This window comes from Nesterenkonia suensis (assembly GCF_054782935.1).
Genome location: NZ_BAAGRN010000007.1, coordinates 97,381 through 121,017, shown reverse-complemented (window position 1 = coordinate 121,017; position 23,637 = coordinate 97,381). Strand labels below are relative to the sequence as shown.

The following is a 23,637-nucleotide window of genomic DNA, read 5'->3' as shown; positions in this document are numbered from 1 at the left end:
GACGCTGTGGTGAGCCGTGCCGGGCAGATCCGCATGCCGCGTGCGGATCTGCCAGGTACGGGCGAGGCGGTGCGGGCGGAAAGCGGAGCGTTCATGACAGCTGCTTGACCTCATCCTCGAGCTGCTCGGCGACCGGCCGGTGCTTCTGCGTGACGTCGATCTGGCCGGTGACTGCGGCGGAGATGAGCGCGGCCCGGCGCTCGCGGGCGAGGTCGATGGCTGCGTCAGCATCCCGCATCATGGTCGTGAGCTCAGTGTCTTCCTCTCCGAGGAGCTCCACTATCTCCCGCTGACGTGCCACTGGGGGCACGACGATGCGAAGTCCAGCGGCATCGGCGTGGTAGATGGTCTTGTGTGTCGACCCGCTCATGAGCTCTTTGAACTGCGAGTGCATCGCACGGAACTGGTGCCACAAGTACTCTGGCAGAAGATTGGCTCCGCAGACCCAGTTCCAGTAGTCCTGACTCGTAGCCATGGGGCGAGGCATAATCCCTGTGAAACCGACCGATGCTGTCCGAGAGAGCATGACTGTTCCTGAGGGAAGCAGCTCGGCCGCGGAGTGTGCCAGCCCCAGCTCGCTGATTTTCTCGGCTGTCTCGCGCGGATACTGGCAACCCGCGCGCAGCTGCCATACGTCCGCCAAGGTGAACCAGGGAATCGTGGTGTCCTGCCAATACGCCGGCGTAGAGCGGTTTGGTGTGTGCCCAGTCTTCATCTGGGCTACGCGCCGGATATTTCTGACTGGGTGGGGAGTATGCACGTCAGGAGCCCAGGGGACAGAAGAGCCTGATTGATCGTCTGCAGAGCCATCCGTCAGTGCCCAGACACGTTCTGCATCTCGCCGCTCCTCCATGAGGGACCGCATGGCGGCCAATTCAGCGATGAAGGCGTCGATCTCGGCGGTCTCGTGGTCGAGGTAGTCGGCGACAACTTTTTGAGTCGGTGAGTCCGGAGCGGGAACGGGCAAAGCCTTCAGAGTGTCCCATTCGACCCGCGGCATCTTCGAGCCATACGAATGCGCCGTTGCTTGTTCGATGAACTTCCGGGTCCGTAGCACGTACGACAAGTACTTCGGATGGGTTCCATTTCGCGGGCGCAGGCAAACAAAGTCGCCGATGTAGGTGCCTCTCCTGTCGGCACTCCACACCTTAGCGAGATATGGGCGCAGCTTGCCGAAGAGAACGTCTCCTGCTTCGAACCCGCTTCCGGCCTTCACGCTGTTTATTGAAGCGCCTTCGACGAGTTCTCCTGTCCAGGGCTCAACGTTTTCAAGCCCCACGGCATACTCGCTCATAGAGTCTTTAGGGGGGCGTCTGTCTGCTAGCTCGGCGAGTCGAGACTCGCGAAACGGAGAGTATGGATTCATGACTTCACCTGCTCCAGTCGCGCGCGGATCCTGCCCAGCACTTCGTCCAGATCCCGGTCGATCTCTTCGAGCGGCCGCGGCGGCACGTACTCGTAGAAGTGCCGCGTGAAGGGGATCTCGGTGCCGATCTTCGTCTTAGAGTCATCCACCCAGGCGTCCGGGACGAACGGCTTGATCTCCCGCTCCAGGTACTCGTCGATGTCTTCATCCCACGGCACGTTCTCCGTATCGCGCAGCGCGGTGTTCGGCTCAGGTGAGCCGTCGCGCTTGGTGACCAGCTCGCCGTCGTCGTCATGTTCGCTGAGCTCTGCCAGCAGAGCCTTCAGCTCGGCAGGCTTGAGTGTCACGCCGTCCTCATCGCAACGCTTCTTCAGATCCTTGCGGAACTCGTCCCGGTTCGTCGAGACGTGCCCGTTCCACCCGGCCGAGGCTTCCTGCAGCGCCTTCGCCAGCGCCGCCTGGGCATCGTCGCTGAGCTTGGCGAACATCTTGGAGGCCCGCGCCCGCTCCACGCGATCCGCTGAGTAGGCGTAGTTCAGCCGCAGAGGCCGCTCCACTGTGATGGTCCGGTAGAAGAAGTCCTCATTCCGGAAGATCTTCGAGTGCTTGGACTCCTCGAACCCCTGATACAGCTGCGCGATGCGGGCGATATCCTCAGCTCCGAGCATTTTGCGCTTGGAACCCACGGACTTGCGCATCTTGGTGAACATCTCCGTGGCGTCGATCAGCTGGACCGTGCCGCGCCGGGCCTTCGGCTTCTCCTTGTTGAGCAACCACACGTAGGTGGAGATGCCGGTGTTGTAGAACATGTCCGTCGGCAGGCCCACGATGGTCTCCAGGTAGTCGTTCTCCAGCACCCATTGGCGGATGCTCGACTCCCCGGAGCCCGCCCCGCCGGTGAACAGCGGGGAGCCGTTGAGCACGATCGCGCCTCGGCCGCCGACGTTCTGCGCCTCACCGCCCGGCTCGCGCAGCTTCGAGATCAGGTGCATCAGGAACAGCAGGGAGCCGTCCGAGACGCGGGGGAGCCCCGGGCCGAACCGCCCCGAGTGCCCCTGCACCTCATGCTCGGTCTGCACCCGGGAGCGGTACTGCTTCCAGTCCACACCGAACGGCGGATTCGAGAGCCCATAGTGGAAGGTGCGCCCCGTGAAGGCAGGCTCGGTGAGGGTGTTCCCCAGGACGATGTTGCCGATGTCCTGGCCCTTCACCACCATGTCCGCCTTGCAGATGGCGTAGGAGGCCGGGTTGATCTCCTGGCCCAACAGGTTCACCGAGGCCTGCGGGTTGATGGCCTTGATCTTGTCATCGGCCACCGAGAGCATCCCCCCGGTGCCGGCGGTGGGATCATAGACCTCGCGGACCACGCCCGGGGTGTTCAAGTTCTCCTCATCCTGCAGCAACAGGGTGACCATCAGCTCGATGACCTCGCGCGGGGTGAAATGCTCACCGGCGGTCTCATTGGAGGCCTCCGCGAACTTGCGGATCAGCTCCTCGAAGATGTGGCCCATCTGCTCATTGCTGACCCGCTCCGGATGCAGATCCACCTTCGAGAAGTGCTGAAGGATCTGCAGCAGCAGATCGTGCCGGGCCAGCTCAATGATCGTGTCCTCAAGCTTGTACTGCTCGAAGATGTCCCGCACATTCGCGGAGAAGCCGTTCACATAGCCGCGCAGGTTCTCCTCGATGTTGTCCGCATCGCCGCGCAGGGTCTTCAGGGTGTGCCGGGAGCGGTTGAAGAAGCTGTAGTGGTGCCCTGCCCGGACCCGCAGCATGCCCAGGGGTGGCTCGGCGTCGTCGTCGAAGCCCTCCGAGGCGGCCAGCACGGCGTCCTTGGTGGGTGCGAGCACCGCATCAAGCCGGGCGAGCACGGTGAACGGCAGGATGATGTCCCCATACTGGTGCTGCTTATAGGTGCCGCGGAGGATGTCCGCGGCCTGCCAGAGGAACTGGGCGTGGTTGAGCGACAAGGTGTACCCCTTCAGGTGATCGTGGAGGACCCGACATTCAGGCTAATGCCTTCATCAGACGTTTCCCACATGGTGAAGATACTGTCAGCGGCGCTAATCAGCACTGAGATCAATGTCATAGTGAAGGGCCGTGGCCAAAAGGGTCTGGAGTCGGCGTGCTGAGGCCAGGAGACCGTCCCCGAGGGTTGCGATACGGTCCAGCTGTTCCAGTACCTCAGCGAACTCCGTGGCCTGTGCTCGCGGCATCAGAGGAATCTCGAGGAGCTTCACCGCCCGAGGGCTCAGCCTTTTCATCGCCCCGCCGGACTGGAACCGCGCATTCCACTCGCCTTGGAGGCTCGCGGCGAGGACGCGAGGCGGGAGAGACGCATGATTCAGGCTGCGCACGATCACCACGTGACGGTCTGGCTCATGTCCGCCCGCTTCATCGACCATCGCCGATAGGCGCATTGTTGTCGTGAGTGCAACATCTCCGGGCTCGGTGATGATGTTTCCCGGAGTATGTGGGGTTTCGACTGTGGTGGCGGGAAGCCGTCCGTCGACAACGTGCCGGGTGCGAAGCACATGTCCCGGAACTTGCGACTGCTCTCTTGAGGCTGTCCAACGGCCCGGGTGAACGGTGACGAGTCCGCTGGACATCAGCTCCCCCATGCTCGCGGTGCGAGTCCCCGGTGCCGCCTGCGGAGTGGTTGGCACGTCCAAGTTCTGGAGCTCAGTCAGTGCCGTGCTCGCGGCGGCCATCGCGCTCCGAATCGACCGGGTGGTCGCTTCGGCGTCCGGCTGCTCCGCAGTTATCCAGTGCGCGGGGGACATATCAGAGTCCGCGGCGAGAAGCTGAGTTGCGGGAATCGCAACGAACTGAGACTCGGTGTCAGCTCCCCGTCCGCGCAGAATGGTGCATATGTCCTCAGCGGGTCGGGTTGACGTGGTCGAGTTAACCAACGTGATCGGCTGATCTTCGTCAGGTGTATCGCTTGGCGGCCGGAGAACCCACAGCACCAGCTCGATTGATGTCAGTGAGGACAGCCGTGGAGGCAGCGCGACCACCGCTTCGACGCACCCATGACGCACCAACTCATTTCGGATGCGGCGCTCTGCCGAACGCTCGGTGGTTGAGGCTGGGAGCACCACGTACCCACGGCCGCCCTGGTTGAGGCTGGCGATGGCGACTTGAAGCCATGCCATGTCCAGGCTGTGGCGCGGTGGAGCTCCAAAGCGGTATCGAGCGTCCGTCACGAAAGCGTCTGCGTAATCATTGACGAGTCCGAATGGAGGCTCAGACACGACGGCGTCGGCAGACACGTCCTGCGGAGGCTCGTTGGAAAGCACATTCCGCTTGGCGACTTCCAGAGGGAGTCCAGCGATCTTCCCGCGCAGGCGTGCCACTTCAGCAACCCCAATGTTGATGTCGTGGCCGATCAGCCGGGGTGAGCCGTCGGCGTGTGCGGAAGCATCCAGGAGGGTGGAGCCGATTCCGCATGTGGGGTCGTAGATGCTGTCAGGGCTGTTGGACACGGCGAGATGTCCCAAGAGGGAGGTCACAGGGGAACCCACGGAGGCGAAGTCTGCTCCGGCGTGTCCCAGTGATTTCCCTGCCCGGATGAGCAACGCATCTGCCGCCTCGCGTGCCTCGGTCGGGGACAGGGCAGCTGCCGCTTCTCTGGCAGTTGTCAGATCCAGACCGTCATCCAGATTGACTTCTTCGTCGGAACCATCTGCCTGCGCCACTAGCAGTCTAAGGCCCAGCTGAATCAGTTCGTATGTCGAGAGGCTGTTCTCGAGAGCGAACAGGGCAGAGATGAAGTCTCTGATGCCCTGACCTTCAGCGGGTTCGTAGCCATGCCCGCGAAGCCAGGTGAGGACTTCGGCCTGATCGAACAACGGTTTCGTGTCAGATCCGCCAGCTGGGCGGGGAAAGTCGTCCCGACGTCGCCGCCAGTTGCTGACGGCGGCGCGAGAGACTCCAGCGATCTCTGCGATGTCGCTGGCGGACACAAGCTGGGTGGGGGTCTTGGAGGTCATTGTGGCTCCTATCGATCAGGCCTGCCGAGTGCGGGCGGCGTCGGCTGCCTTGAAGAAGCGTGTGCGGGACGGCCCCTTGAGCTGCCGGAAGCCGAATTCTCTGGCGGCGAGCCGCGCGAGCTGTGTGAGTTCAATGTCGTCGCCGTGCGAATGAAGGATCATCCGTGCGGCGTTCTCAATCTCCCGGAGGGAGATGTCCTCGGCATATCGCTGAAGTCTGTTGTCCGGGCGATATCCGGTCCATGTGTCCGGGGTGACGTCGCATGTCCAGACGAAGTCCGCATCGTCGATGTGAATCTTGCCTTCGTCCGCAAGCTTGGAGACCTGGCGTGTGATTCGAGCACGTCTCTTCTTGCTGGTCTTTTCACTCCGAAAGCACTTCACCGCGCGGTTTACCAGGAGGCGCATCGAAACAGGAGCCTCGTGGTCGGCTATCACGAGAATGGCAGACCGCACGGCGTACCGAGCTTTGTCTCGACGGAGGTTCTCCAGGTCCTCTGGATCTCCAAATGCCACCGGCTCGAAGCGTTCGTACGGCTGACGCTCATCCCCAAGTGCTTGAGCCAGAGCCGGTGATGCGTGTTCATTGGCCCTGCGGTTGATGTGGCGGGATGCGGTCAGGACGTCTTTCTCCTCCGCCGTAAGGTCTTCGTGTGGTTCCGCAGGGGGAGTGCATGTTTCGCGTTCTTCCACGTACCGCTCAATCAGGTTGCTGCTGAGGCCACGACTCTGGCGGAGATCTTCAATGGAGGTGGCATCCTCCACGTCCAGGAGACGCAGAATGCGCTCCGCGTCGTCGAGCACTCGCAGGGCATCGACGGCCGTAAAGTCGCGCTGATTGTGGGCCCAGTCATGCCGAGTGATGCGCAGCATCTGGGCGCGTGCAGAGACCTCGCGCGACTTGGTGTCGAATGGGTAGCCGAGGGCGCCGAGCTTCTCACTGAGCATCCGAAGCTGGCAGTACGGGTCCATGGGGCTGTAGTGGGCAGGATTGATGCGGCGGTACTCGGAGTCCAAGACCTTCAGGATGTCGATCCAGGACTGGCCTTTCTCGAGGTGCGGAGCCATGCGCTCCTGGATAATCCCGTTGAGAGGGGTGGAGAGTGCCTGAAGTGCATCTCCGACGACGCTGTGCCAAGTGTTCACGATAATCCTCCTATGGCTGTTAATCGAATTCACAAAATCATAGTAGGCTCGCACTACGGCGATGTCAAGTGAATCCGGTTAACAGCAGCAGGGGGCGTGCTCGTTAACGGCGTCGGGAGCTCACTCCGGGTCGGCGGCCCAGACGGCGTCGTCCTCCCCGGTGAAGCTGATGCCGTCGTCGTCCTCGTCCCGATCGACGCTCTCGAGCTGCTCGATCACATCGGTGGGCGGGTTGATCATCAGCACGGCCTCGTCGCGGTAGCCGCGCAGGACCTCGTCGATGAAGCTGGGCAGCGCGTCGGCCAGCTCCACATCCCGGCCCTCGCGCTCGGAGAGCTTCCACCGGTGGTCGATCAGCTGGTGCATCAGCTCCGCAGGCTCCAGCTTGTCGCGCAGCTCCCGCGGGATCTGGGAGATCATCGGCTGGAACACCTGCTGGGTCCACATGTGCGCGGCCACGGCCTCGTCCCCATGCGGGTCGGTCTGCGCCCGGTAGGCGTCGATCGCGCCCAGCAACGTGCGAGCCTGGTTCTCCTGGACGTCCAGGCCGGTGAGGTTCATCAGCCGGCGTTGGTGGTGGCCGGGGTCCACCACCTTGGGGCGCAGCAGCAGTTTGCCGTCGGCGCTCGCGGAGCGGATGTCATACTCCTCGACGTCGAAGCCGAGCTCGTTGAGCCGCCGGATCCGCTCCTCGATCAGCCACTGCTGGTCCGGGTTGAAGGCCGTGTCCCCGGTGAGCTCGCTCCACAGGCCCCGGTAGGAGTCGATGAACTGGTGGCTGGTGGCGATGGGGTCGACCTCCTCGTCCACCATGCCGCCCTCCATGAGGTCCATCAGCTCCCCGGCGATGTTCACCTGCGCCAGCTCCAGGTCATACTCGCGCTGCCCGGAGGAGAGCTCCGGGTGGATCTCCCCGGTCTCGGCATCCACCAGGTAGGCGGCGAACTTGCCGGCGTCGCGGCGGAACAGCGTGTTCGACAACGAGACGTCGCCCCAGTAGAAACCGATCAGGTGGAGCTCCACCATCAGCAGCGCCTGGGCATCGATCAGCCGGTGCAGCGTCTCCTTGCGCATCATCTGGTTGAACACCGCACGGTAGGGCAGCGAGAACCGCAGGTGCCGGGTGATCAGCGCCGGGGACAGCTCGGTCCCGTCCTCCCGGGATCGGCCGGTGACCTCCGCCACCGGCTTCACACACGGTGCCCCCATCCGCCCCAGCTTCCGCAGCATGCGGTACTCGTGCCGGGCCGCCCGCTCGGAGGTCTCCTTGATCGCGATGATCGACCCGCCCAGATGCGCGAACCGGACGATGTGCCGGGAGATGCCCCGCGGCAGCGCGGCGATGACATGCTCGGGCCACTCCACCAGGGGCAGATGCCAGGGCAGGTCCAGCAGCTCCTGGGGGATCGTGCCGGAGGCGGTCAGGCTCAGTCCTGGGGCTGGACTCACTGCTGCTCCTCATCCCGGGGCGCGGACCCCGTCTCGGGCCCGGACTGCTCCCGCAGGTCGGCCACCGTGTTCAGCACCTCGGACAGGTCGGCGGGAGCCGGGATCCTGTGCTCGGCGCGTGTCTCACCCTCGCCGACCTTGACCCCGACGTCGCCTGCCGAGAGCACGGCGAAGCCGAACTCGTCGGTGACGTCGTCGCCGGCGAAGAACACCGCATCCGGGCGGACCAGCTCGCGCAGCTCCGCGATGCCCTCCCCCTTGGTGGCCTGCACGACGACGGCCTCGAGCACCATCTTGCCCTCCTTGGGGTGGACCGCGTCCAGGGCGGCGACGGCGGCGCGGCCCTCGGCCAGCACCCGCTCCGCCTCAGCCGGGTCAGGGACCTTCCGCACATGCAGCGCGGCCCCGGCGGGCTTGTGCTCCACCCAGGCGCCCACAGTGCCGGAGGCGATCGACTCGAAGGCCTGGAGCAGCTGCCGCCGAGCGGCCTGCTGGTCGGCAGTCAGCTCCAGGGCAGCGGGCTCCTCGGAGAGGTCGGCCACATCGCGCTCGGCGCCGTGCGAGCCGATCAGCAGGGCGCCGGTCGGCGGGGCGGCCAGCTCTCGCAGCACCTTCAGCGGGCGGCCCGAGACATAGGCGAGCCGGACGCCGTCGAGCCCGGCGAGCCGCTGAATGGCCTCCGCCGTGGCCGGCACCGGCCGGGCGTCGGCGGCGTCGGGCACCAGCTCCGCCACACAGCCGTCGAAGTCCAGGCACACCAGCAGCCGGGGGAGCGCGGCGAAGCGGCGCAGCGCGCCGAGCAGCCCGTCGGCCAGCGCAGGGGCCACAGACGAGTCCGCGGGGACGTGATCAGCGGTCATGGGGCGAGTGTCTCCTGATCAGGGCAGCTCGGCCAGGCGCTTGAGGAAGTCCTCGGCCCAGCGCTGGACATTATGGGAGACCACCTGGCGGCGCAGGCTGCGCATGCGTCGGCGGGCCTCCTCCGGGTCGATCGTGGCGGCCTTGACCATCGCGGCTTTGAGCTCGTCGACGTCATGCGGGTTGATCAGCAGCGCCTGCCGCAGCTGGTCGGCGGCACCGGTGAACTCGGAGAGCACCAGGACGCCGTCCGCGGACTTCTTCGCCGCCACATACTCCTTGGCCACCAGGTTCATCCCGTCGCGCAGTGCGGTGACCAGCATGACGTCGGCGGCGAGGTAGAGCGCCACCATCTCCTCCACCGGATAGGAATGGTGCAGATAGCGGATCGCTGTGTGGGCCAACGTGTCGTACTCGCCATTGATCCGTCCCACGGCGCCCTCGATCTCCTCGCGCAGCCGCCGGTAGGACTCCACTCCCTCGCGGGAGGGGCTGGCCACCTGCACCAGGCAGGCCTGGCCGACGGAGAGGTCGCCGTCGCGCAGCAGTTCCTCGTAGGCCTTCAGCCGGTGGCGGATGCCCTTGGTGTAGTCCAGCCGGTCCACGCCCAGGAAGATGGTCTCCGGTTCGCCCAGCTCGCGGCGGATCTGCTGGGAGCGGGCGATGATGTCCGGGCGCTCCGAGAGTTCGACGATCTTGTCGGTGTCGATCGAGATCGGAAACGCCTTGGCCTCGGCGATCCGGAACCCCTCCGTGGTCGGTGCGGAGAGCTGCCGCGGCGCCGTGCCGCGCGTCGGGTCGGCGTGGAGGCCGTTGGCCGGGGACTCCGCCCCAGGTGCCGGGGCTCCCGGCGGCACGAAGACCTTGTCCGATTTGATGTAGTGGCCCAGCCGGTGGCGGACCACCCGCTGGAAGTTCCGCGCGTCGGACTCCCGCTGGAAGCCGATCAGATCCGCTCCGAGCAGCCCACGCAGCACCGAGTGGCGCCACGGCAGCTGGGAGAACAGCCCCGGGGGCGGGAATGGGATGTGGTTGAAGAAGCCGATCCGCACATCCGGGCGGAGCTCGCGCAGCATCGCCGGAGCCAGCTGCAGCTGATAGTCCTGGATCCACACCGTCGCGCCCTGGGCGGCGACCTCGGCGGCGGCCTGCGCGAAACGCTGGTTGACCCGACGGTAGGCCTCGAACCAGTGGCGGTGGAACTCCGGACGGGCGATCACGTCATGGTAGAGCGGCCACAGGGTGGCGTTGGAGAACCCCTCGTAGTAGTCCTCCACCTCCTGATCGCTCAGCGGCACCGGGACCAGGTGCATGCCCTGATGGTCGAAAGGTTCGAGGGTCTCGTCGGCGGCCCCGTGCCAGCCGACCCAGGCGCCGTCCGACTGTGACATGATCGGAGCCAGGGCGGTGACCAGCCCGCCGGGAGAGCGGCGCCAGCCCGTTCCGCCGTCGTCGGTGGTGACTCGGTCCACGGCCAGGCGATTGGCCACCACCACGAAGTCATAGCCTCTCTTCTGCGTCATCAGCATGAGCCCCTTTCCTCATGGCGACGGCGCCCGTTGCGGCCATGTCCACGGGCGGCGTCCTGTGACGTCCGTCGCATCATTCGTCTCGCCACTCTACCCGGACCGCCGTGCCGACAGGCCGGAATGTGATCAACATCGAACTTCTGGGGCTTCGGCGGGAGGGTTGCGGGGGCGGCGGTGGCCCCCTCCAGGAAATCCCCAGGCCGGAGGGACTACCCTGGAGGCGACTCTGCCCGACGGATCCGCCTGCCGCGGATCCCCGCGATGACATCTTCGGAGAATCGATGGCCCAGAACTCCCAGACCCCGGGTGAAAGCGCCCGCGACAAAGCCCGCCGGATCCAGCAGGAGGAGGAGGCCAAACAGCGCCGAGCCTCCCTGCTGCTGCGCATCGGTGTGGTGGTCGTCGCGCTCGCCGTCGTCCTGGGGCTCACCTTCTTCATCGTCAGCCAGCGCGACGCCGGAGAACGCGTCGCCGCCTCGGAGGGCCCGGCCCCGTCCGTGGCCAACGAGTTCGGCGGCATCACCCTGACCTCGGCGACCGACGTCGCCGCCGGCTCGGACCTGGGGATGATCGACGCCTCGGAGATCTCAGCCTCCGAGGGGGAGCTGCCCAGCGGTGTGGAGCCCGGCGAGGAGGGTGAGCCCCCGCACATGGTCATCTATGCCGACCCGAACTGCCCGGCCTGCGGTGCCTTCGAGACGGAGCACGGCGAGCAGATCAAGGAGTGGGTCGACGCCGGCCAGATCACTCTCGAGTACCGCATGGTCGGCTTCCTGGACCAGAACTCCGCCACCAACTATTCGTCGCGGGCGTCCAACGCCACGGTGTGCATGGCGGATGAGGCCCCGGAGAGCTATCTCGACTACCTGGCCGAAGTGGTCAGCCACCAGGCACTCGGCGAGCTCTCCAACGACGAGCTCGCGGCCCTGGCCCGTGACGGCTACGACGCCGACATCGAGTCCTGCGTCCAGGACGGCACCTACCGTCCGTTCGTCACCTACACCACCCGGCTGTTCTCCGCCGACGAGGTGGGAGGCACACCGGCCGTCTACCTCGACGACGAGGACTGGAGCACCTCCGAGCTGGGCTTCCGTGAGTGGGTCGAGGGGCAGATCGGCGACACTGATGAGACTGCCGATGAGGACGCCGATGAGGACGCCGATGAGGACGAGGGCGACTCGGAGGATGCCGACACGGACGCTGAGGAGGACGGGGACGACTCGGAGGAAGAGGGCGACTCCTGATCCCGCCGCCGGGAGCTGGGGTGACCCCCGCTCCCAGCCTCTTCGGCCATGAACTGGTCACCCAGGGAGGTCCACCGGTAGGATGGACCTCCGGCGCTGCGGCGCCACGCCTCCTTAGCTCAGCTGGTAGAGCAGCTGTCTTGTAAACAGCAGGTCGTCGGTTCGAACCCGGCAGGGGGCTCTCCATCTCACTGCGGCACCGCGTCGCGGCCCAGCTCGTCTCTGTCCGGGATGCCCTGGGCCCGCCTCGGGCGGACGCTCCTCCTTGATTCTTCCTTCTGCGGGAATACTGTGCCCTGTCGCCCCGTTGGCTGAAGCGGACTAGCTCGCAGGTTCCCCGGGGTCGACGTCGTCATCCCAGCGAGCCGCGTCGCCGATCGTCCCCCAGTGCCGCGGGGCGATCCCGCCATCTGCCCACCCCTCTGTCCACCCCCGTCGCCGGTGCTCGCCGAGTCGAATCACGTCCGACTGAGCCGAGTCGAACCGGGGGGTGGCGTCCGGACTGCCATCGGAGGCCCTATGAGTGCACATTCCACACCACCAGCCAGCCAGACGGCGGCAGGAGAGGTGCCGCGGATGCCCCGTGGGGACAAGCTCACCATCGGTGCGCTGCTCGTCGCCGCGTTCATCATGATCCTCAACGAGACCATCATGAACGTGGCCCTGCAGCCGCTGATGGTGGAGTTCCAGGTCAACGAGACGACCATCCAGTGGCTGACCACCGCGTTCATGCTCACGCTGGCCACGATCATCCCCACCACCGGCTACCTGATGCAGCGGTTCAGCCTCCGCGCGGTGTTCACCCTGTCCCTGGTGCTCTTCTGCCTGGGCACGGTGATCGCCGCGGCCGCCTTCGGCTTCCCGATGCTGCTGGTCGGCCGAATCATCCAGGCGGCGGGCACTGCGATGATGCTGCCGCTGCTGATGACCACCACGCTGACTCTGGTGCCGTTGCAGCGCCGCGGCGTGGTCATGGGCAACATCTCCATCGTCATCTCCGTGGCCCCGGCCACCGGGCCTGCGCTGTCCGGGCTCATCCTGCACATCGCCGACTGGCGATTCCTCTTCCTGCTGATCCTGCCCATCGCCCTGGCCGCCCTCGTGCTGGGCCGACCCCGCCTGGACGCCAGCCCCGGGGCCGTCGGCGGCGGGCTCTCCGTGCCGTCGCTGCTGCTCTCCGTGCCCGGCTTCTCCGGCGTGGTCTACGGGATCAGCCAGCTGGGCGGCGGCCACGGCGAAGGGGCCGGAGTGGATGAGGCGGTCGAGGCTGGCATCGACGTCGTGGCCCTGGTGGTCCTGGCGGTGGGAGTCGCCTTCCTCGCGGCCTTCACCTGGCTGCAGGTCCGTCTGCAGAAGAGCGGCAACCCGCTGCTGAACCTGCAGCCGTTCCGCTACACCATGTTCACCCGCTCCCTGCTGATGATGCTGCTGATGATGATCGCCCTCTTCGGCGCGATCATCATGCTGCCGCTGTTCCTCCAGCAGGTCCGTGGGCTCGACACCCTCCAGACCGGACTGCTGATGCTTCCCGGGGGTGTGCTGATGGCACTGCTGGCCCCGATCGTCGGTCGGCTCTACGACCGCGTCGGACCGCGGCCCCTGGTGGTGCCGGGTGCCTCGCTGCTGATCATCGCGCTGTTCCTGATGAGCCTGCTCGGGCCGCAGAGCAGCGTGTGGGCGGTGCTGGGGCTGCACCTGGTGCTCAGCGTCGGGCTCGCCTGTCTCTTCACCCCGGCCTTCACCACGGCGATGAACCCGCTTCCGCAGCCGCTGTACTCGCACGGCTCTGCGGTGCTGAACACCCTCCAGCAGCTGGCCGCCGCCGTGGGCACCGCTCTGCTGGTCACGGTGATGGGCCTCGGAGCCGCAGTGGCGGCCTCGAACGGCCTGGAGCCCGAGGCGGCCGCTGTGGAAGGATTCCGCACAGCCTTCCGTACAGCGGCGGTGATGAGCGTGGGCACCCTGCTGCTGAGCATGACGCTGCGCGCCACCCCTGCGGGCAAATCGACCGGTGGGTCGGCCGGTGGGTCGGCTGGTGGGCCTGTCACTGAGGTGGGGCCCGAGTCCGGGCGTGAGGAGTCTGCCGCTCCCACCGCGCGCTGACCGCGTCGGCACAGAAGCGGCCGGCCGGCACAGAAACGACCGGGAGACACAGAAGCGCCCGGCAGACACAGAGACGCCGGGCTCGGCGGGGATGCACTGATCATCCCTGTCGAGCCCGGCGTCTCTGTGTCTGCGTGAGTCGTCACGGCCGTCTGGCGGGCCGTGTCCTGCGAGATGTGCGGCCCTGGGTGGGAAGCGGGGCCCGCCCGCACCGAGCGGGCCCCTGTCGCACCCAAGTGAGGTTAACCTTATACGGGGAATTTTGATTACGCAATACCGACGTTTCGTAACATGGCCTCGACGGCGTGGATCCGGCATGGTGGGGCTCCAAGAGGCGCCGTTCACCCGATCCCGAAGGCCCGCAGGGCGGCCGCGGCGCCCGCACCCGCCAGCACCATCACCAGGAACGGGGCCCGCAGCCACAGGGCGACGGCGGCGGCCAGCAGGGCGCCGAGGCGGGCATCCAGGACGACGCCGTCATCGCCGGAGGCCGTGTTCATCGCCACCAGGGAGGCCAGCAGCGCCACGGTCATCAGCCCGGAGAGGCGTCCCACCAGCGGATGGCTCAGCCAGGAGCCGGGCACCAGGTAACCGACGATCTTCGTCAGGTACACCGCGGCGCAGGCGAGCAGCACCCAGATCCACAGCGTCATCGGTGGGCCTGCTCGGACTCTGTCGCAGCTGTGACTCGTCCGGCCTGTCCGGTCTGTCCGGCTCCCGGGCGCCGGAGCAGGCCCCAGGCCACCGCGATCCCCGCGGCCAGCAGCACCGGCACTCCCGCGGGCAGCATCGGCATGGTCAGCACGGTCACCAGGGCGGCCAGCACGGCCAGAGCCCACGGTTCACCGGAGCGCAGCCGGGGCCAGAGCAGTCCGAGGAAGGCGGCGACCACAGCGCCGTCGAGTCCCAGCGCCTCCGGCTCGGCCACCACGTCGCCCAGCAGGGCGCCGGAGACTGTGGCCAGATTCCAGCCGACATAGACGCCGATGCCGGTGACCCAGAACCCCCGGCGACGTTCTGCCGGATCGGTCTGGCTCATCGCATTGGCCGCCGACTCGTCGATGGTCAGCTGCGCGCTGACCAGCCGCTTCCAACCGGCCGGATCGAACAACGCCTTCATCTGTACCGCGTAGATCGTGTTGCGGGCGCTGAGCAGCGTCGAGGCGCCCAGGGCGGCGGCCCCGGAGCCCCCGGCCGCCAGGACCCCGATGAACGCGAACTGCGAACCCCCGGAGAACAGCAGCGCCGAGAGTGCCACGGTCTGCCACAGGGTGAGCCCCGAGGCCACGGACAGCGCGCCGAAGGAGATTCCGTACAGCGAGACCGCGGCGGCGATGGAGAGTCCCATGCGCGTGGCCGGGGTCAGCCGGGGGCTTCGGGGCCCACGGTGATCGGTGGAGGCCGTCATCGCTGGCCGCTCCAGCGGTCGTCGGCGGTCGAGTGCTCCATGAGCAGGGTGAACCAGGCGCCGGGGGTCAGCGCCTCATAGGTGTGGGGCACGTCCCCGGGGAAGTCGGCGTAGTCGCCGGTCCCGAGGGTGAAGGGGGCATCGGCCGGGCCCAGGCATACCTGCCCGGAGCCGATGAGCACGTGCTCGGTCGAGCCCCGGGGGTGTGGTTCGGCCTCGCGGACCTCCCCGGGCTCCAGGGTCACCACGTAGAGATCGCGCTGGGCGGCGGACCTCCCGCTGTGCAGGAGGGTGGCATGGAAGTCCGCGGTGGCCGAGGGGACTGCGGCACGCTCCTCGGCGCGGATGATCTGTGGCCGCGGACGGGGCGTGTCCACCAGACGGGCGAAGGGGATGTCCAGCGTGGAGGCGATGGACCACAGGGTCTCCACGCTGGGGTTATTCTGGCCGGCCTCCAGCTGGGACACAGTCGACTTCGAGATGCCCGCCCGGCGGGCGAGTTCGCTGAGCGACAGGCCCGCGCGCAGCCGCTCCTCCCGGACCGCTGCGGCGATCTGTGCCAGCAGTGCCTGATGGTTCTTCGTGGTCACAGGCCCCTCCATTCGTTCGCCACAGAGTACCAGTCGTTCGATTCATCGAACGACACTCGTGTTGCCGACGAGGAATAGCAGGCCTGTGCAGACGTTGTGCCCAGCAGGGTGAAGTGCCCCGGCCCCGTGCCGGGGAGCATCGAGACGAACCGAAGGAGAGGCTCATGGCCGCAGAAACTCAGCAGAAGCGCGTCGTCATCCTAGGTGGCCACGGCAAGGTCGCACTGCTCGCCGCACCTAAGCTGGTCGATGCCGGATGGCGCGTGGACTCGCTCATCCGCAACCCAGAGCATCGTGAGGACGTCGCCGCCACCGGGGCCACGCCGATGCTGCTGGACATCGAGCACGCCGACGTCGACCAGCTCGCCGAGGCCTTCCGCGGCGCCGACGCCGTGGTCTTCTCCGCCGGTGCCGGCGGCGGGGACCCGGCGCGCACCCAGGCCGTGGACCGTCAGGCGGCGGTGCGTTCCATGGACGCCGCGGAGCAGGCTGGGGTGACCCGGTACGTGATGGTCTCCTACGTCCGGGCCGAGACTGATGTGGACACGCTGGACCAGGAGAGCTCGTTCTACCCCTACGCCGAGGCCAAGCACCACGCCGACGCCCACCTGCGGAGCACCGGGCTGGACTGGACGATCCTCGGGCCCGGATCGCTGACCCGGGAGCCGGCCACCCGACAGCTCCAGGTCGTCGACGGCGCCGGGCTGGTCGAGGGGCGTCATCCCGAACGTGAGGAGGTGGGCACCTCGCGGGAGAACGTCGCCGAAGCGATCACCCACGTGCTCACCACCGGATCCGCGGTCCGGACGACGGTGAACTTCTACGACGGGGCGACCCCGCTCGACGAAGCGCTGGCCTGAGCGGGCGCTGGCCTGAGGGAGGGCCTCTGCTGTGCGCCTGTGAAGCACCTCGGGCGCCGGTTTTCCGAAACCGCACCCGAGGTGCTAATCTTTTCTGGCGCTCGCAGGCAGCTTTCACGCCCGCGATGTCGTCAAGGATCCGTAGCTCAGATGGTTAGAGCGCTCGCTTCACACGCGAGAGGTCGATGGTTCGAGTCCATTCGGATCCACCACATCATGCTTCACCGCCCTGTCGGGACGCGGCCCTCATGGCCAGCGGCCGACGGGGCGGATCTGTCGGATCGCCCGGATCTCTCCCCGTGGTGTTCGTCTGTCTCGGTGGCACGGCACGCTGTGGCACGGCACGCTGTGGCACGGGGGCAGGACGAACGAACACCACGGGGACATCTCGCGGTCTGTGCCTGGCGGGACCGTGCCGCGTAGATTGATGCACGAGCCGACGCATCCGGAGGGAGGAGCCGTGTCAGCCGAGGAGACCCGACGCGAAGATCGCACCGGTGAGGACGGCGGCGTCGAGGCCATCGACCCCGTCATCTCCGAGCCGGAGGCCGAGGTCACGCTCATCCCGGTGGTCCGGCCCACCGCCGAGGACGACGGCGAGGACACCTCCACCGGCTTCATGCGGGCTCTGACCGGCAGCATCGCCTCCTCCTGGCAGGCCGCCCGTGAGGCCGAGGCCACCCTGGAATGGGAGGAGTTCGACGCCGAGGCCGCCGAACGTGCCCAGGAGGAGACCGCCCAGGCCGAGGCGGTCCGACACGAGTTCGCCCCCGACGCCTTCTACGACTCCCCGGCGGCCGAGCACCACGACCACAGCCACCCACCCGGGCCCCGCACCGGCGCCCACGACGGCGTCGACGTCACCGGCCAGGTCGGGCCGCCGACCTCGCCGCTGCCCCGCCCGCACACCCACAGCTTCGACGAGATCCGCCCGGATCACGGAGCCGGGGAGTTCGAGGGCCAGTGGACGCCCACCGGCGAGTGGGCCACCGGAGACTGGGGCCAGACCGAGGCCCTGGGCCCGCAGATCCCCACTGATCGCACTCCGGCCGCGGACCCGCACGAGGTCTCCGCCGCCCCGTCCAGCGAGCCGATCCGACGCCGATCCGTGCTGCGCCCCTCCGGGACCAGACTGCCGGGCGTGGTGAAGCGTGCCCCGCTGTTCGACCGATCCGTCTTCGAGCAGAAGGTGCGCCCGCAGGACGTGCTGCGGCGCATCATGCGCTCCGAGACCACCCACACCCAGTCGGTCCCGCTGGTGGACCACCTGGCCGGCACCCCGTACGCGAACCCGCGGCAGGCCGAGCAGCCGGTGGACTCGGATGAGCTGGCCACCATCGCCTTCGTGCTGGACCTCGGGGAGGCGCTGTTCCGCTACGGGGCCGGCGCCCTGGAGGTGGAGACCTCGATCATCGCGGTCACCGCCGCCTTCGGCATGAAGAACACCGATGTCGACATCACCAACCAGTCGATCAGCCTCAACTGGGCCCCCGACGGCAAGATCCCCTACTCCCGGGTGCGGGTGGTGCGATCCTGGTCGCGGAACTACAAGGCGCTCGCCGCAGTGCACGAGCTCGTCACCGACATCATCTCCGGGCGGCTGACCCGTTCGGAGTCGGCCGAACGGCTTCACGAGATCACCCGGGAGCCCAAGCCGTACCCCCGGTGGATGGTGACCCTGGCCGGGGCGGTCTTCGCCAGCCTGTTCGCCAGCTTTCTCGGAGCGCCCCTGTTGGACGCCACGATCGGATTCGCCGCCACGCTGGTGGTGCTGGGGATCAACCGGCAGCTCTCGGAGTGGCGGGTCCCGGAGTTCTTCACCTTGGCCACCGGGGGCTTCGTGGCGACCTTCATCGCCATGGGGGCGTTCATGCTGGGGGTCCCGATCACCCCGTCGATGGTGGTCGCCGGCGGGCTGATGATCCTGCTGCCCTCGGCCCGGGTGGTCTCGGCGATCCAGGATGCGATCAACGGCTTCCCGCTCACCTCAGCGGGGCGACTGGTCTCGGCGATGATCGCCTTCGCCGGCATGACGGCGGGCATCATGGCCGGCGTGGTGCTGGCGGATCTGCTGGGTGCCCCGCAGATCGAGGTGGCGGTGGGCCTGACTCGCATCTATCACCCGGCGGTGCTGGTGGCGCTGGTCTTCGTGGCCGCGATGGCCGCCGCCGTCGTCGAGCAGGCCCGCTGGAAGATGCTGCTGCCCACGGGGCTGGTGTCCGCCCTGGGCTTCCTGCTGTTCTACGCCGGAGAGACGATCGGACTGGGGGAGCGGATGACTCCGATCCTCGGGGCGACGGTGGTGGGTGCGCTGGGCCGCGTGGTGGCGCTGCGCATGGGTGCTCCGCAGCTGGTCATCGCCGTGCCGGGGATGATGTTCATGCTGCCCGGGCTGATGGTCTTCCGTGGGATGTATCAGATCGCGCTCGAGAACCCGGACGCCAATCTGGTCGCCTCCATGATGGGTGGGCTCACCGAGCTGTTCAGCGCCCTGATCATCATCCTGGGCATCGCCTCCGGGATCGTGCTCGGTGATGTGCTGATGCGTCCGATCACTGCGGGGCTGCAGTCCAACGAGCGGTCCCGCGGCCGCCGTCGCTGAGGCTCACGACGGCGCCAGCCGCCAGTCCACCGGCTCCGCACCCAGGCGTTGCAGCGCCTCGTTGGTCCGGGAGAAGGGCCGGGAGCCGAGGAATCCTCGGTGGGCGGACAGCGGGGAGGGGTGCGGGCTGGTCAGCACCGTGGTGTGGGCGCCGGCGTCGCAGAGCGGCTTCATCCGACGGGCGTCGGCGCCCCACAGGATCGAGACCAGTGGGGTGCCGCGGGCCACCAGGGCCCGGACCGCGGCCTCGGTGATCGCCTCCCAGCCGATGTCGCGATGGGAGCCGGGGCTGCCGGCCGTCACGGTGAGCACCCTGTTGAGCATGAGCACCCCCTGCCGGGACCAGGCGGTGAGGTCTCCATGGGCCGCCGGTGCGATGCCGAGGTCGTCCTGCAGCTCGCGGAAGATGTTCTGCAGGCTGCGCGGGATCGGACGCACGTCCGGGGCGACCGCGAAGGACATCCCGATCGGATGCCCGGGCGTGGGGTAGGGATCCTGGCCGAGCACCAGCACCTTGACCTGATCGAAGGGCTGCCGGAAGGCACGCAGCACGTGCTCGGGGGTGGGCAGGATGTGCTCGCCGGCCTGCCGACGGCGGGTCAGTTCCTCGCGGACCCGGGCGAACTCCGACTCCTGTGCGGCCAGGGCGCGCTCCCAGCCGGACTCTAACGGTGCGACGAGGTTCTCGGAGAGCTCCATAGGCCACCACCTTAGAGGGTGCCCGGGAGATGCGTGCTCCATCGTCAGGCGTCCGGATGCGGTCTGCCGCGGAGCCAGGAGTCACTTTCCGGCGCATCTCAGCAAACTTGCGCGCGTCACCCGGCGTGAAATGTCCGGGGAAGTGGCCCCTGGATGGGCGGAGCGCGTCCGTATGGGGAAAGCCGCCGCGTGCCGGGGCGCCCACGGTGGTGCCGAACACACAGCGGGGCGATATGCGCGCTCGGGCGTCCGCCGGGCCGTAGGATGGGCCCAGGAACAACGGTCCGGGCGCGCCGGTCCGAGTCGACATCAGGAGGCATCGATGAGCTCTGCCAGCTCGGCCGAGACCGTCCGGTGTGACGGGGCCGACGCCACGGTGGGGGAGGCCGGGCAGCTGACCGAGCAGGAGAAGCAGATCCTCGCGCTGGAGCGCCAGTGGTGGAAGTACGCCGGGGCGAAGGATCAGGCGATCAGCGACCAGCTGCAGATCTCGGCGGTCACTTATTATCAGCTGCTCAATCAGCTCCTCGATTCCGACGCCGCCCTCATGCACGACCCCATGCTCGTCAAGCGCCTGCGCCGTCAGCGTGAGGCGCGTCAGCGGGCGCGGGCGTCGCGCCGATGAGTCCCGGCAGGGCCTCGCGGCCCGCTCCACCGTCCGTCCGCAGTACGCGCAGAGCCTGAGGATCTCCACACCATGAGCAAGTTCCCCCATGATGAGTTCGACGACGTCCCCCCGTATCAGCAGGGCGAGGCGGGCAAGCACCGTGCCCCGGCGGAGCCGGCCGGCTCCTCCCGGAGCGGAGGCGGGCTGAAGTGGATCGGTCTGCTCGCCGTGGTGGCGCTGCTGGTGGGTGTGGTCAGCTACTTCGTGCTGCCGACTCTGCGCGAGGACTCCCCGGAGGCGACCGACGAGCAGGAGCAGGCCGAGACCGCCGGTGAGGGCGAGGACGCCGTCGGCGAGGATGGTGCTGGCGAGGACGAGGAGGACGCCGGGCAGACCGGGGGTCCCAGCGACCCTGCGGCCGACACCGAGTCCCCGGTGCAGATCCTCAACCACGGAGGGCCGGACGGGCTCGAGGAGGAGCTGGCTGGGCAGCTGCGAGAGCTGGACTACAACGTCACCTACGTCGCCGAGTGGACCTACGACGACGTCGAGACCCCGGTGATCTACTACCCGGCCGGGGCGCAGGAGCATGCCCAGGATTTGGCCGAGAACCTCGGGATCGAGCGGGTCGAGGAGAGTGCGGCCTGGACCAATGTGGCCGTGGTGGTCGGCCCTGATTTCGCCGAATGAGATCACCCCGGAGGCCCACCGGCGGCAGACGCCCGCGATGACGCGGTGCAGAGGTGCTGCGGAGGCACCCGAAGGGTTTGCACTCGCCTGCTCTGAGTGCTAAAAATTGTGCTAGCACTCTCCCCCGGAGACTGCCAGCCCACGTCGTGGGCGCAGCCTTCTGCGGCGGCGAGTGGGATGAACCTGAACAGGTGAGGCCATCAGTACAGGCACCCCCGGTGACGCGGGGGTGCGGCCGTCCGTCGCGGGCACCTCTCAAGGTTCGACCCGATTGACGCGAACACGTCTGAATCATCATCACCCGCAGTCCAGGAAGGACACGTGCCGATATGGCTAAGACCATTGCATTCGACGAAGAGGCCCGCCGCGGCCTCGAGCGGGGCCTGAACAGCCTCGCCGACGCCGTCAAGGTCACCTTGGGCCCCCGCGGCCGCAACGTCGTGCTGGAGAAGCAGTGGGGCGCACCCACCATCACCAACGACGGCGTCTCGATCGCCAAGGAGATCGAGCTGGAGGACCCCTACGAGAAGATCGGCGCCGAGCTGGTCAAGGAGGTCGCCAAGAAGACCGACGACGTCGCCGGTGACGGCACCACCACGGCGACCGTGCTCGCCCAGGCCCTCGTGAAGGAAGGCCTGCGCAACGTGGCCGCCGGTGCCGACCCGATGGGTCTGAAGCGCGGCATCGACAAGGCCGTCGAGGCGGTCACCGAGCAGCTCTTCGCCTCGGCCAAGGAGGTCGAGACCAAGGAGCAGATCGCCGCGACCGCGTCGATCTCCGCCGCCGACACCCAGATCGGTGACCTCATCGCCGAGGCGCTGGACAAGGTCGGCAAGGAAGGTGTCATCACCGTCGAGGAGTCCAACACCTTCGGCCTCGAGCTGGAGCTCACCGAGGGCATGCGCTTCGACAAGGGCTACCTCTCCGGCTACTTCGTCACCGACGCCGATCGTCAGGAAGCGGTCCTGGAGGACCCCTACATCCTGATCGTCAACTCCAAGATCTCCTCCGTCAAGGACGTCATCGGCGTCCTGGAGCAGGTCATGCAGTCCGGCAAGCCGCTGCTGGTCATCGCCGAGGACGTCGAGGGCGAGGCCCTGGCCGCGCTGGTCGTCAACAAGCTCAAGGGCACCTTCAAGTCCGTGGCCGTCAAGGCTCCGGGCTTCGGCGACCGCCGCAAGGCCATGCTGGCCGACATCGCCATCCTCACCGGTGGCCAGGTCATCGCCGAGGAGGTCGGCCTGAAGCTGGAGAACGCCAGCCTCGACCTGCTGGGCACCGCCCGCAAGGTCGTCGTCACCAAGGACGAGACCACCATCGTCGAGGGTGCCGGCGACGCTGACGAGATCGCCGGCCGGGTCTCCCAGATCAAGGCTGAGATCGAGAACAGCGACTCGGACTACGACCGCGAGAAGCTCCAGGAGCGTCTGGCGAAGCTGGCCGGCGGCGTGGCCGTCATCAAGGCCGGCGCCGCCACCGAGGTGGAGCTCAAGGAGCGCAAGCACCGCATCGAGGATGCTGTGCGCAACGCGAAGGCCGCTGTGGACGAGGGCATCGTTGCCGGTGGCGGCGTGGCACTCATCCAGGCCGGCGCCCGCGCCTTCGAGAGCCTGTCCCTGGAGGGCGACGAGGCCACCGGTGCGAACATCGTGAAGTTCGCCGTGGAGGCCCCGCTGAAGCAGATCGCCGTCAACGCCGGCCTCGAAGCCGGCGTGGTGGCCGAGAAGGTCAAGGGCCTGCAGACCGGCCACGGCCTGAACGCCGCCACCGCCGAGTACGAGGACCTGCTGGCCGCCGGCGTCGCCGACCCGGTGAAGGTGACCCGTTCTGCGCTGCAGAACGCGGCCTCCATCGCCAGCCTGTTCCTCACCACTGAGGCCGTCGTCGCCGACAAGCCGGAGAAGAACCCGGCAGGCGCCGGTGCCGAGGGCGGCATGGACCCGATGGGCGGCATGGGAGGCATGGGCGGCATGATGTGATCATGCCAGGCGCATCCCGCTGAGCAGCACGAAGGCCCCGCAGCACAGCTGCGGGGCCTTCGTCATGCTCGGGGTCATGCTCGGGGTCATGCTCGGGGTCATGCTCGGGGTCATGCTCGGCGTCATGGGTGGACCCCATGCTCCGCGATGGTGTGCGGCGGAGGGAGCTCAGCGGCCGAACATGCGGGTGTTCGCCGACTCGGTCTCCTCATACTGCGAGGAGGCCGCGGCCATCGCCTGCCGGACGCTGGCCAACGACTGCTCCACCTGCACCTGGGTGCTGCGCCACTGGGTCAGCACCTCCTGGAACGCGGTGGAGGCCGAACCCTTCCAGGACTCCTGCAGCTGGCGCAGCTGGGACTCCATGGAGTTCACGTCGGTCTGGATACGGGTCAGGGTGGACTCCACGGTCTGGGACTTGGCCATCAGGTCCGCGGTGTCGATCTGCAGCACTGCCATGATCGGCTCTTCCTTCCGTCGATGTGCGGGACGCTGTCCACGCTAGAAGGAGTCAC

General features: G+C 67.5%; 19 protein-coding genes and 2 tRNA genes. 9 read left to right on the top strand and 12 right to left on the bottom strand.

What is annotated here, in order from left to right; translation table 11 throughout:
- Positions 1-91: 91 nt before the first annotated feature.
- From ACYVKI_RS08335 to ACYVKI_RS08305, 7 genes are all read right to left on the bottom strand, one after another.
- On the bottom strand, positions 92-1,294 hold the full coding sequence (locus ACYVKI_RS08335) for a restriction endonuclease subunit S (protein WP_460689885.1): 1,203 nt from the start codon (positions 1,292-1,294) through the stop codon (positions 92-94).
- A gap of 68 nt (positions 1,295-1,362) precedes the next feature.
- Entirely contained in the window at positions 1,363-3,336 is a 1,974-nt protein-coding gene (locus ACYVKI_RS08330) for a type I restriction-modification system subunit M (RefSeq protein WP_460689884.1), read from the bottom strand.
- 93 nt (positions 3,337-3,429) lie between these two features.
- Positions 3,430-5,358, bottom strand: a complete 1,929-nt coding sequence (locus ACYVKI_RS08325; protein ID WP_460689883.1) for an N-6 DNA methylase — start codon at positions 5,356-5,358, stop codon at positions 3,430-3,432.
- A gap of 15 nt (positions 5,359-5,373) precedes the next feature.
- The gene (locus ACYVKI_RS08320) at positions 5,374-6,504 is read right to left on the bottom strand and encodes a Swt1 family HEPN domain-containing protein (protein WP_460689882.1); all 1,131 of its coding nucleotides are present in this window, start codon (positions 6,502-6,504) and stop codon (positions 5,374-5,376) included.
- 120 nt (positions 6,505-6,624) lie between these two features.
- Entirely contained in the window at positions 6,625-7,953 is a 1,329-nt protein-coding gene (locus ACYVKI_RS08315; RefSeq protein WP_460689881.1) for a DUF4032 domain-containing protein, read from the bottom strand.
- On the bottom strand, positions 7,950-8,813 hold the full coding sequence (gene otsB / locus ACYVKI_RS08310) for a trehalose-phosphatase (protein ID WP_460689880.1): 864 nt from the start codon (positions 8,811-8,813) through the stop codon (positions 7,950-7,952). The genes ACYVKI_RS08315 and otsB overlap by 4 nt, the downstream gene beginning before the upstream one ends.
- Positions 8,814-8,831: 18 nt before the next feature.
- Complete coding sequence (locus ACYVKI_RS08305; protein WP_460689879.1) at positions 8,832-10,334, bottom strand: alpha,alpha-trehalose-phosphate synthase (UDP-forming); 1,503 nt, start codon at positions 10,332-10,334, stop codon at positions 8,832-8,834.
- Between the two features lie 287 nt (positions 10,335-10,621).
- Here ACYVKI_RS08305 and ACYVKI_RS08300 point away from each other — a divergent pair, with 287 nt between their 5' ends.
- From ACYVKI_RS08300 to ACYVKI_RS08290, 3 genes are all read left to right on the top strand, one after another.
- Positions 10,622-11,584 carry a DsbA family protein gene (locus tag ACYVKI_RS08300; protein WP_460689878.1) on the top strand — a complete coding sequence of 321 codons (963 nt, stop codon included), beginning with the start codon at positions 10,622-10,624 and terminating at the stop codon, positions 11,582-11,584.
- A gap of 108 nt (positions 11,585-11,692) precedes the next feature.
- Positions 11,693-11,765 (top strand) — tRNA-Thr (locus ACYVKI_RS08295).
- 338 nt (positions 11,766-12,103) lie between these two features.
- Entirely contained in the window at positions 12,104-13,687 is a 1,584-nt protein-coding gene (locus ACYVKI_RS08290) for an MDR family MFS transporter (RefSeq protein ID WP_460689877.1), read from the top strand.
- A gap of 341 nt (positions 13,688-14,028) precedes the next feature.
- On the opposite strand, the gene ACYVKI_RS08285 is transcribed toward ACYVKI_RS08290, so the two are convergent.
- Genes ACYVKI_RS08285 through ACYVKI_RS08275 form a run of 3 tightly spaced genes read right to left on the bottom strand, consistent with a single transcriptional unit; the run spans position 14,029 to position 15,685 of the window.
- Complete coding sequence (locus ACYVKI_RS08285) at positions 14,029-14,340, bottom strand: AzlD domain-containing protein (protein ID WP_460689876.1); 312 nt, start codon at positions 14,338-14,340, stop codon at positions 14,029-14,031.
- The gene (locus ACYVKI_RS08280) at positions 14,337-15,095 is read right to left on the bottom strand and encodes an AzlC family ABC transporter permease (RefSeq protein WP_460689875.1); all 759 of its coding nucleotides are present in this window, start codon (positions 15,093-15,095) and stop codon (positions 14,337-14,339) included. Before ACYVKI_RS08280 ends, ACYVKI_RS08285 begins: the two co-directional genes overlap by 4 nt.
- Positions 15,092-15,685 carry a helix-turn-helix domain-containing protein gene (locus tag ACYVKI_RS08275; RefSeq protein ID WP_460689874.1) on the bottom strand — a complete coding sequence of 198 codons (594 nt, stop codon included), beginning with the start codon at positions 15,683-15,685 and terminating at the stop codon, positions 15,092-15,094. The genes ACYVKI_RS08280 and ACYVKI_RS08275 overlap by 4 nt, the downstream gene beginning before the upstream one ends.
- 164 nt (positions 15,686-15,849) lie before the next feature.
- Between ACYVKI_RS08275 and ACYVKI_RS08270 the strand changes: the two genes are divergently transcribed.
- From ACYVKI_RS08270 to ACYVKI_RS08260, 3 genes are all read left to right on the top strand, one after another.
- Positions 15,850-16,545: an SDR family oxidoreductase gene (locus ACYVKI_RS08270; protein WP_460689873.1), complete on the top strand. Its 696-nt coding sequence runs from the start codon at positions 15,850-15,852 to the stop codon at positions 16,543-16,545.
- 135 nt (positions 16,546-16,680) lie between these two features.
- Positions 16,681-16,757 (top strand) — tRNA-Val (locus ACYVKI_RS08265).
- A 248-nt stretch (positions 16,758-17,005) separates the two neighbouring features.
- Complete coding sequence (locus ACYVKI_RS08260; protein ID WP_460689872.1) at positions 17,006-19,147, top strand: threonine/serine exporter family protein; 2,142 nt, start codon at positions 17,006-17,008, stop codon at positions 19,145-19,147.
- Between the two features lie 3 nt (positions 19,148-19,150).
- Here ACYVKI_RS08260 and ACYVKI_RS08255 read toward each other — a convergent pair whose 3' ends face one another.
- Positions 19,151-19,846, bottom strand: a complete 696-nt coding sequence (locus ACYVKI_RS08255; RefSeq protein ID WP_460689871.1) for a uracil-DNA glycosylase — start codon at positions 19,844-19,846, stop codon at positions 19,151-19,153.
- Positions 19,847-20,168: 322 nt separating this feature from the next.
- On the opposite strand from ACYVKI_RS08255, the gene ACYVKI_RS08250 reads away from it, so the two are divergent.
- The 3 genes from ACYVKI_RS08250 to groL all read left to right on the top strand — a co-directional run bounded on the left by ACYVKI_RS08250 (position 20,169) and on the right by groL (position 23,122).
- Positions 20,169-20,471 carry a DUF3263 domain-containing protein gene (locus tag ACYVKI_RS08250; RefSeq protein WP_460689870.1) on the top strand — a complete coding sequence of 101 codons (303 nt, stop codon included), beginning with the start codon at positions 20,169-20,171 and terminating at the stop codon, positions 20,469-20,471.
- Positions 20,472-20,543: 72 nt separating this feature from the next.
- Positions 20,544-21,143 carry a LytR C-terminal domain-containing protein gene (locus ACYVKI_RS08245; RefSeq protein WP_460689869.1) on the top strand — a complete coding sequence of 200 codons (600 nt, stop codon included), beginning with the start codon at positions 20,544-20,546 and terminating at the stop codon, positions 21,141-21,143.
- A 329-nt stretch (positions 21,144-21,472) separates the two neighbouring features.
- Positions 21,473-23,122, top strand: a complete 1,650-nt coding sequence (groL, locus tag ACYVKI_RS08240) for a chaperonin GroEL (protein WP_460689868.1) — start codon at positions 21,473-21,475, stop codon at positions 23,120-23,122.
- A 168-nt stretch (positions 23,123-23,290) separates the two neighbouring features.
- Here groL and ACYVKI_RS08235 read toward each other — a convergent pair whose 3' ends face one another.
- Positions 23,291-23,581 (bottom strand): WXG100 family type VII secretion target, encoded by a 291-nt coding sequence (locus ACYVKI_RS08235; protein ID WP_070162348.1) that lies wholly within the window; start codon positions 23,579-23,581, stop codon positions 23,291-23,293.
- Between the last annotated feature and the right edge of the window lie 56 nt (positions 23,582-23,637).

What these genes read in the sequence shown, in the direction of transcription:
- ACYVKI_RS08325 (WP_460689883.1), bottom strand. Translation starts at nt 5,358, where the DNA reads ATGACCTCCAAGACCCCCACCCAGCTTGTGTCCGCCAGCGACATCGCA.
- ACYVKI_RS08270 (WP_460689873.1), top strand. Translation starts at nt 15,850, where the DNA reads ATGGCCGCAGAAACTCAGCAGAAGCGCGTCGTCATCCTAGGTGGCCAC.
- ACYVKI_RS08245 (WP_460689869.1), top strand. Translation starts at nt 20,544, where the DNA reads ATGAGCAAGTTCCCCCATGATGAGTTCGACGACGTCCCCCCGTATCAG.
- ACYVKI_RS08300 (WP_460689878.1), top strand. Translation starts at nt 10,622, where the DNA reads ATGGCCCAGAACTCCCAGACCCCGGGTGAAAGCGCCCGCGACAAAGCC.
- groL (WP_460689868.1), top strand. Translation starts at nt 21,473, where the DNA reads ATGGCTAAGACCATTGCATTCGACGAAGAGGCCCGCCGCGGCCTCGAG.
- ACYVKI_RS08255 (WP_460689871.1), bottom strand. Translation starts at nt 19,846, where the DNA reads ATGGAGCTCTCCGAGAACCTCGTCGCACCGTTAGAGTCCGGCTGGGAG.
- ACYVKI_RS08235 (WP_070162348.1), bottom strand. Translation starts at nt 23,581, where the DNA reads ATGGCAGTGCTGCAGATCGACACCGCGGACCTGATGGCCAAGTCCCAG.
- ACYVKI_RS08290 (WP_460689877.1), top strand. Translation starts at nt 12,104, where the DNA reads ATGAGTGCACATTCCACACCACCAGCCAGCCAGACGGCGGCAGGAGAG.
- ACYVKI_RS08305 (WP_460689879.1), bottom strand. Translation starts at nt 10,334, where the DNA reads ATGACGCAGAAGAGAGGCTATGACTTCGTGGTGGTGGCCAATCGCCTG.
- ACYVKI_RS08285 (WP_460689876.1), bottom strand. Translation starts at nt 14,340, where the DNA reads ATGACGCTGTGGATCTGGGTGCTGCTCGCCTGCGCCGCGGTGTACCTG.
- otsB (WP_460689880.1), bottom strand. Translation starts at nt 8,813, where the DNA reads ATGACCGCTGATCACGTCCCCGCGGACTCGTCTGTGGCCCCTGCGCTG.
- ACYVKI_RS08250 (WP_460689870.1), top strand. Translation starts at nt 20,169, where the DNA reads ATGAGCTCTGCCAGCTCGGCCGAGACCGTCCGGTGTGACGGGGCCGAC.
- ACYVKI_RS08280 (WP_460689875.1), bottom strand. Translation starts at nt 15,095, where the DNA reads ATGACGGCCTCCACCGATCACCGTGGGCCCCGAAGCCCCCGGCTGACC.
- ACYVKI_RS08335 (WP_460689885.1), bottom strand. Translation starts at nt 1,294, where the DNA reads ATGAGCGAGTATGCCGTGGGGCTTGAAAACGTTGAGCCCTGGACAGGA.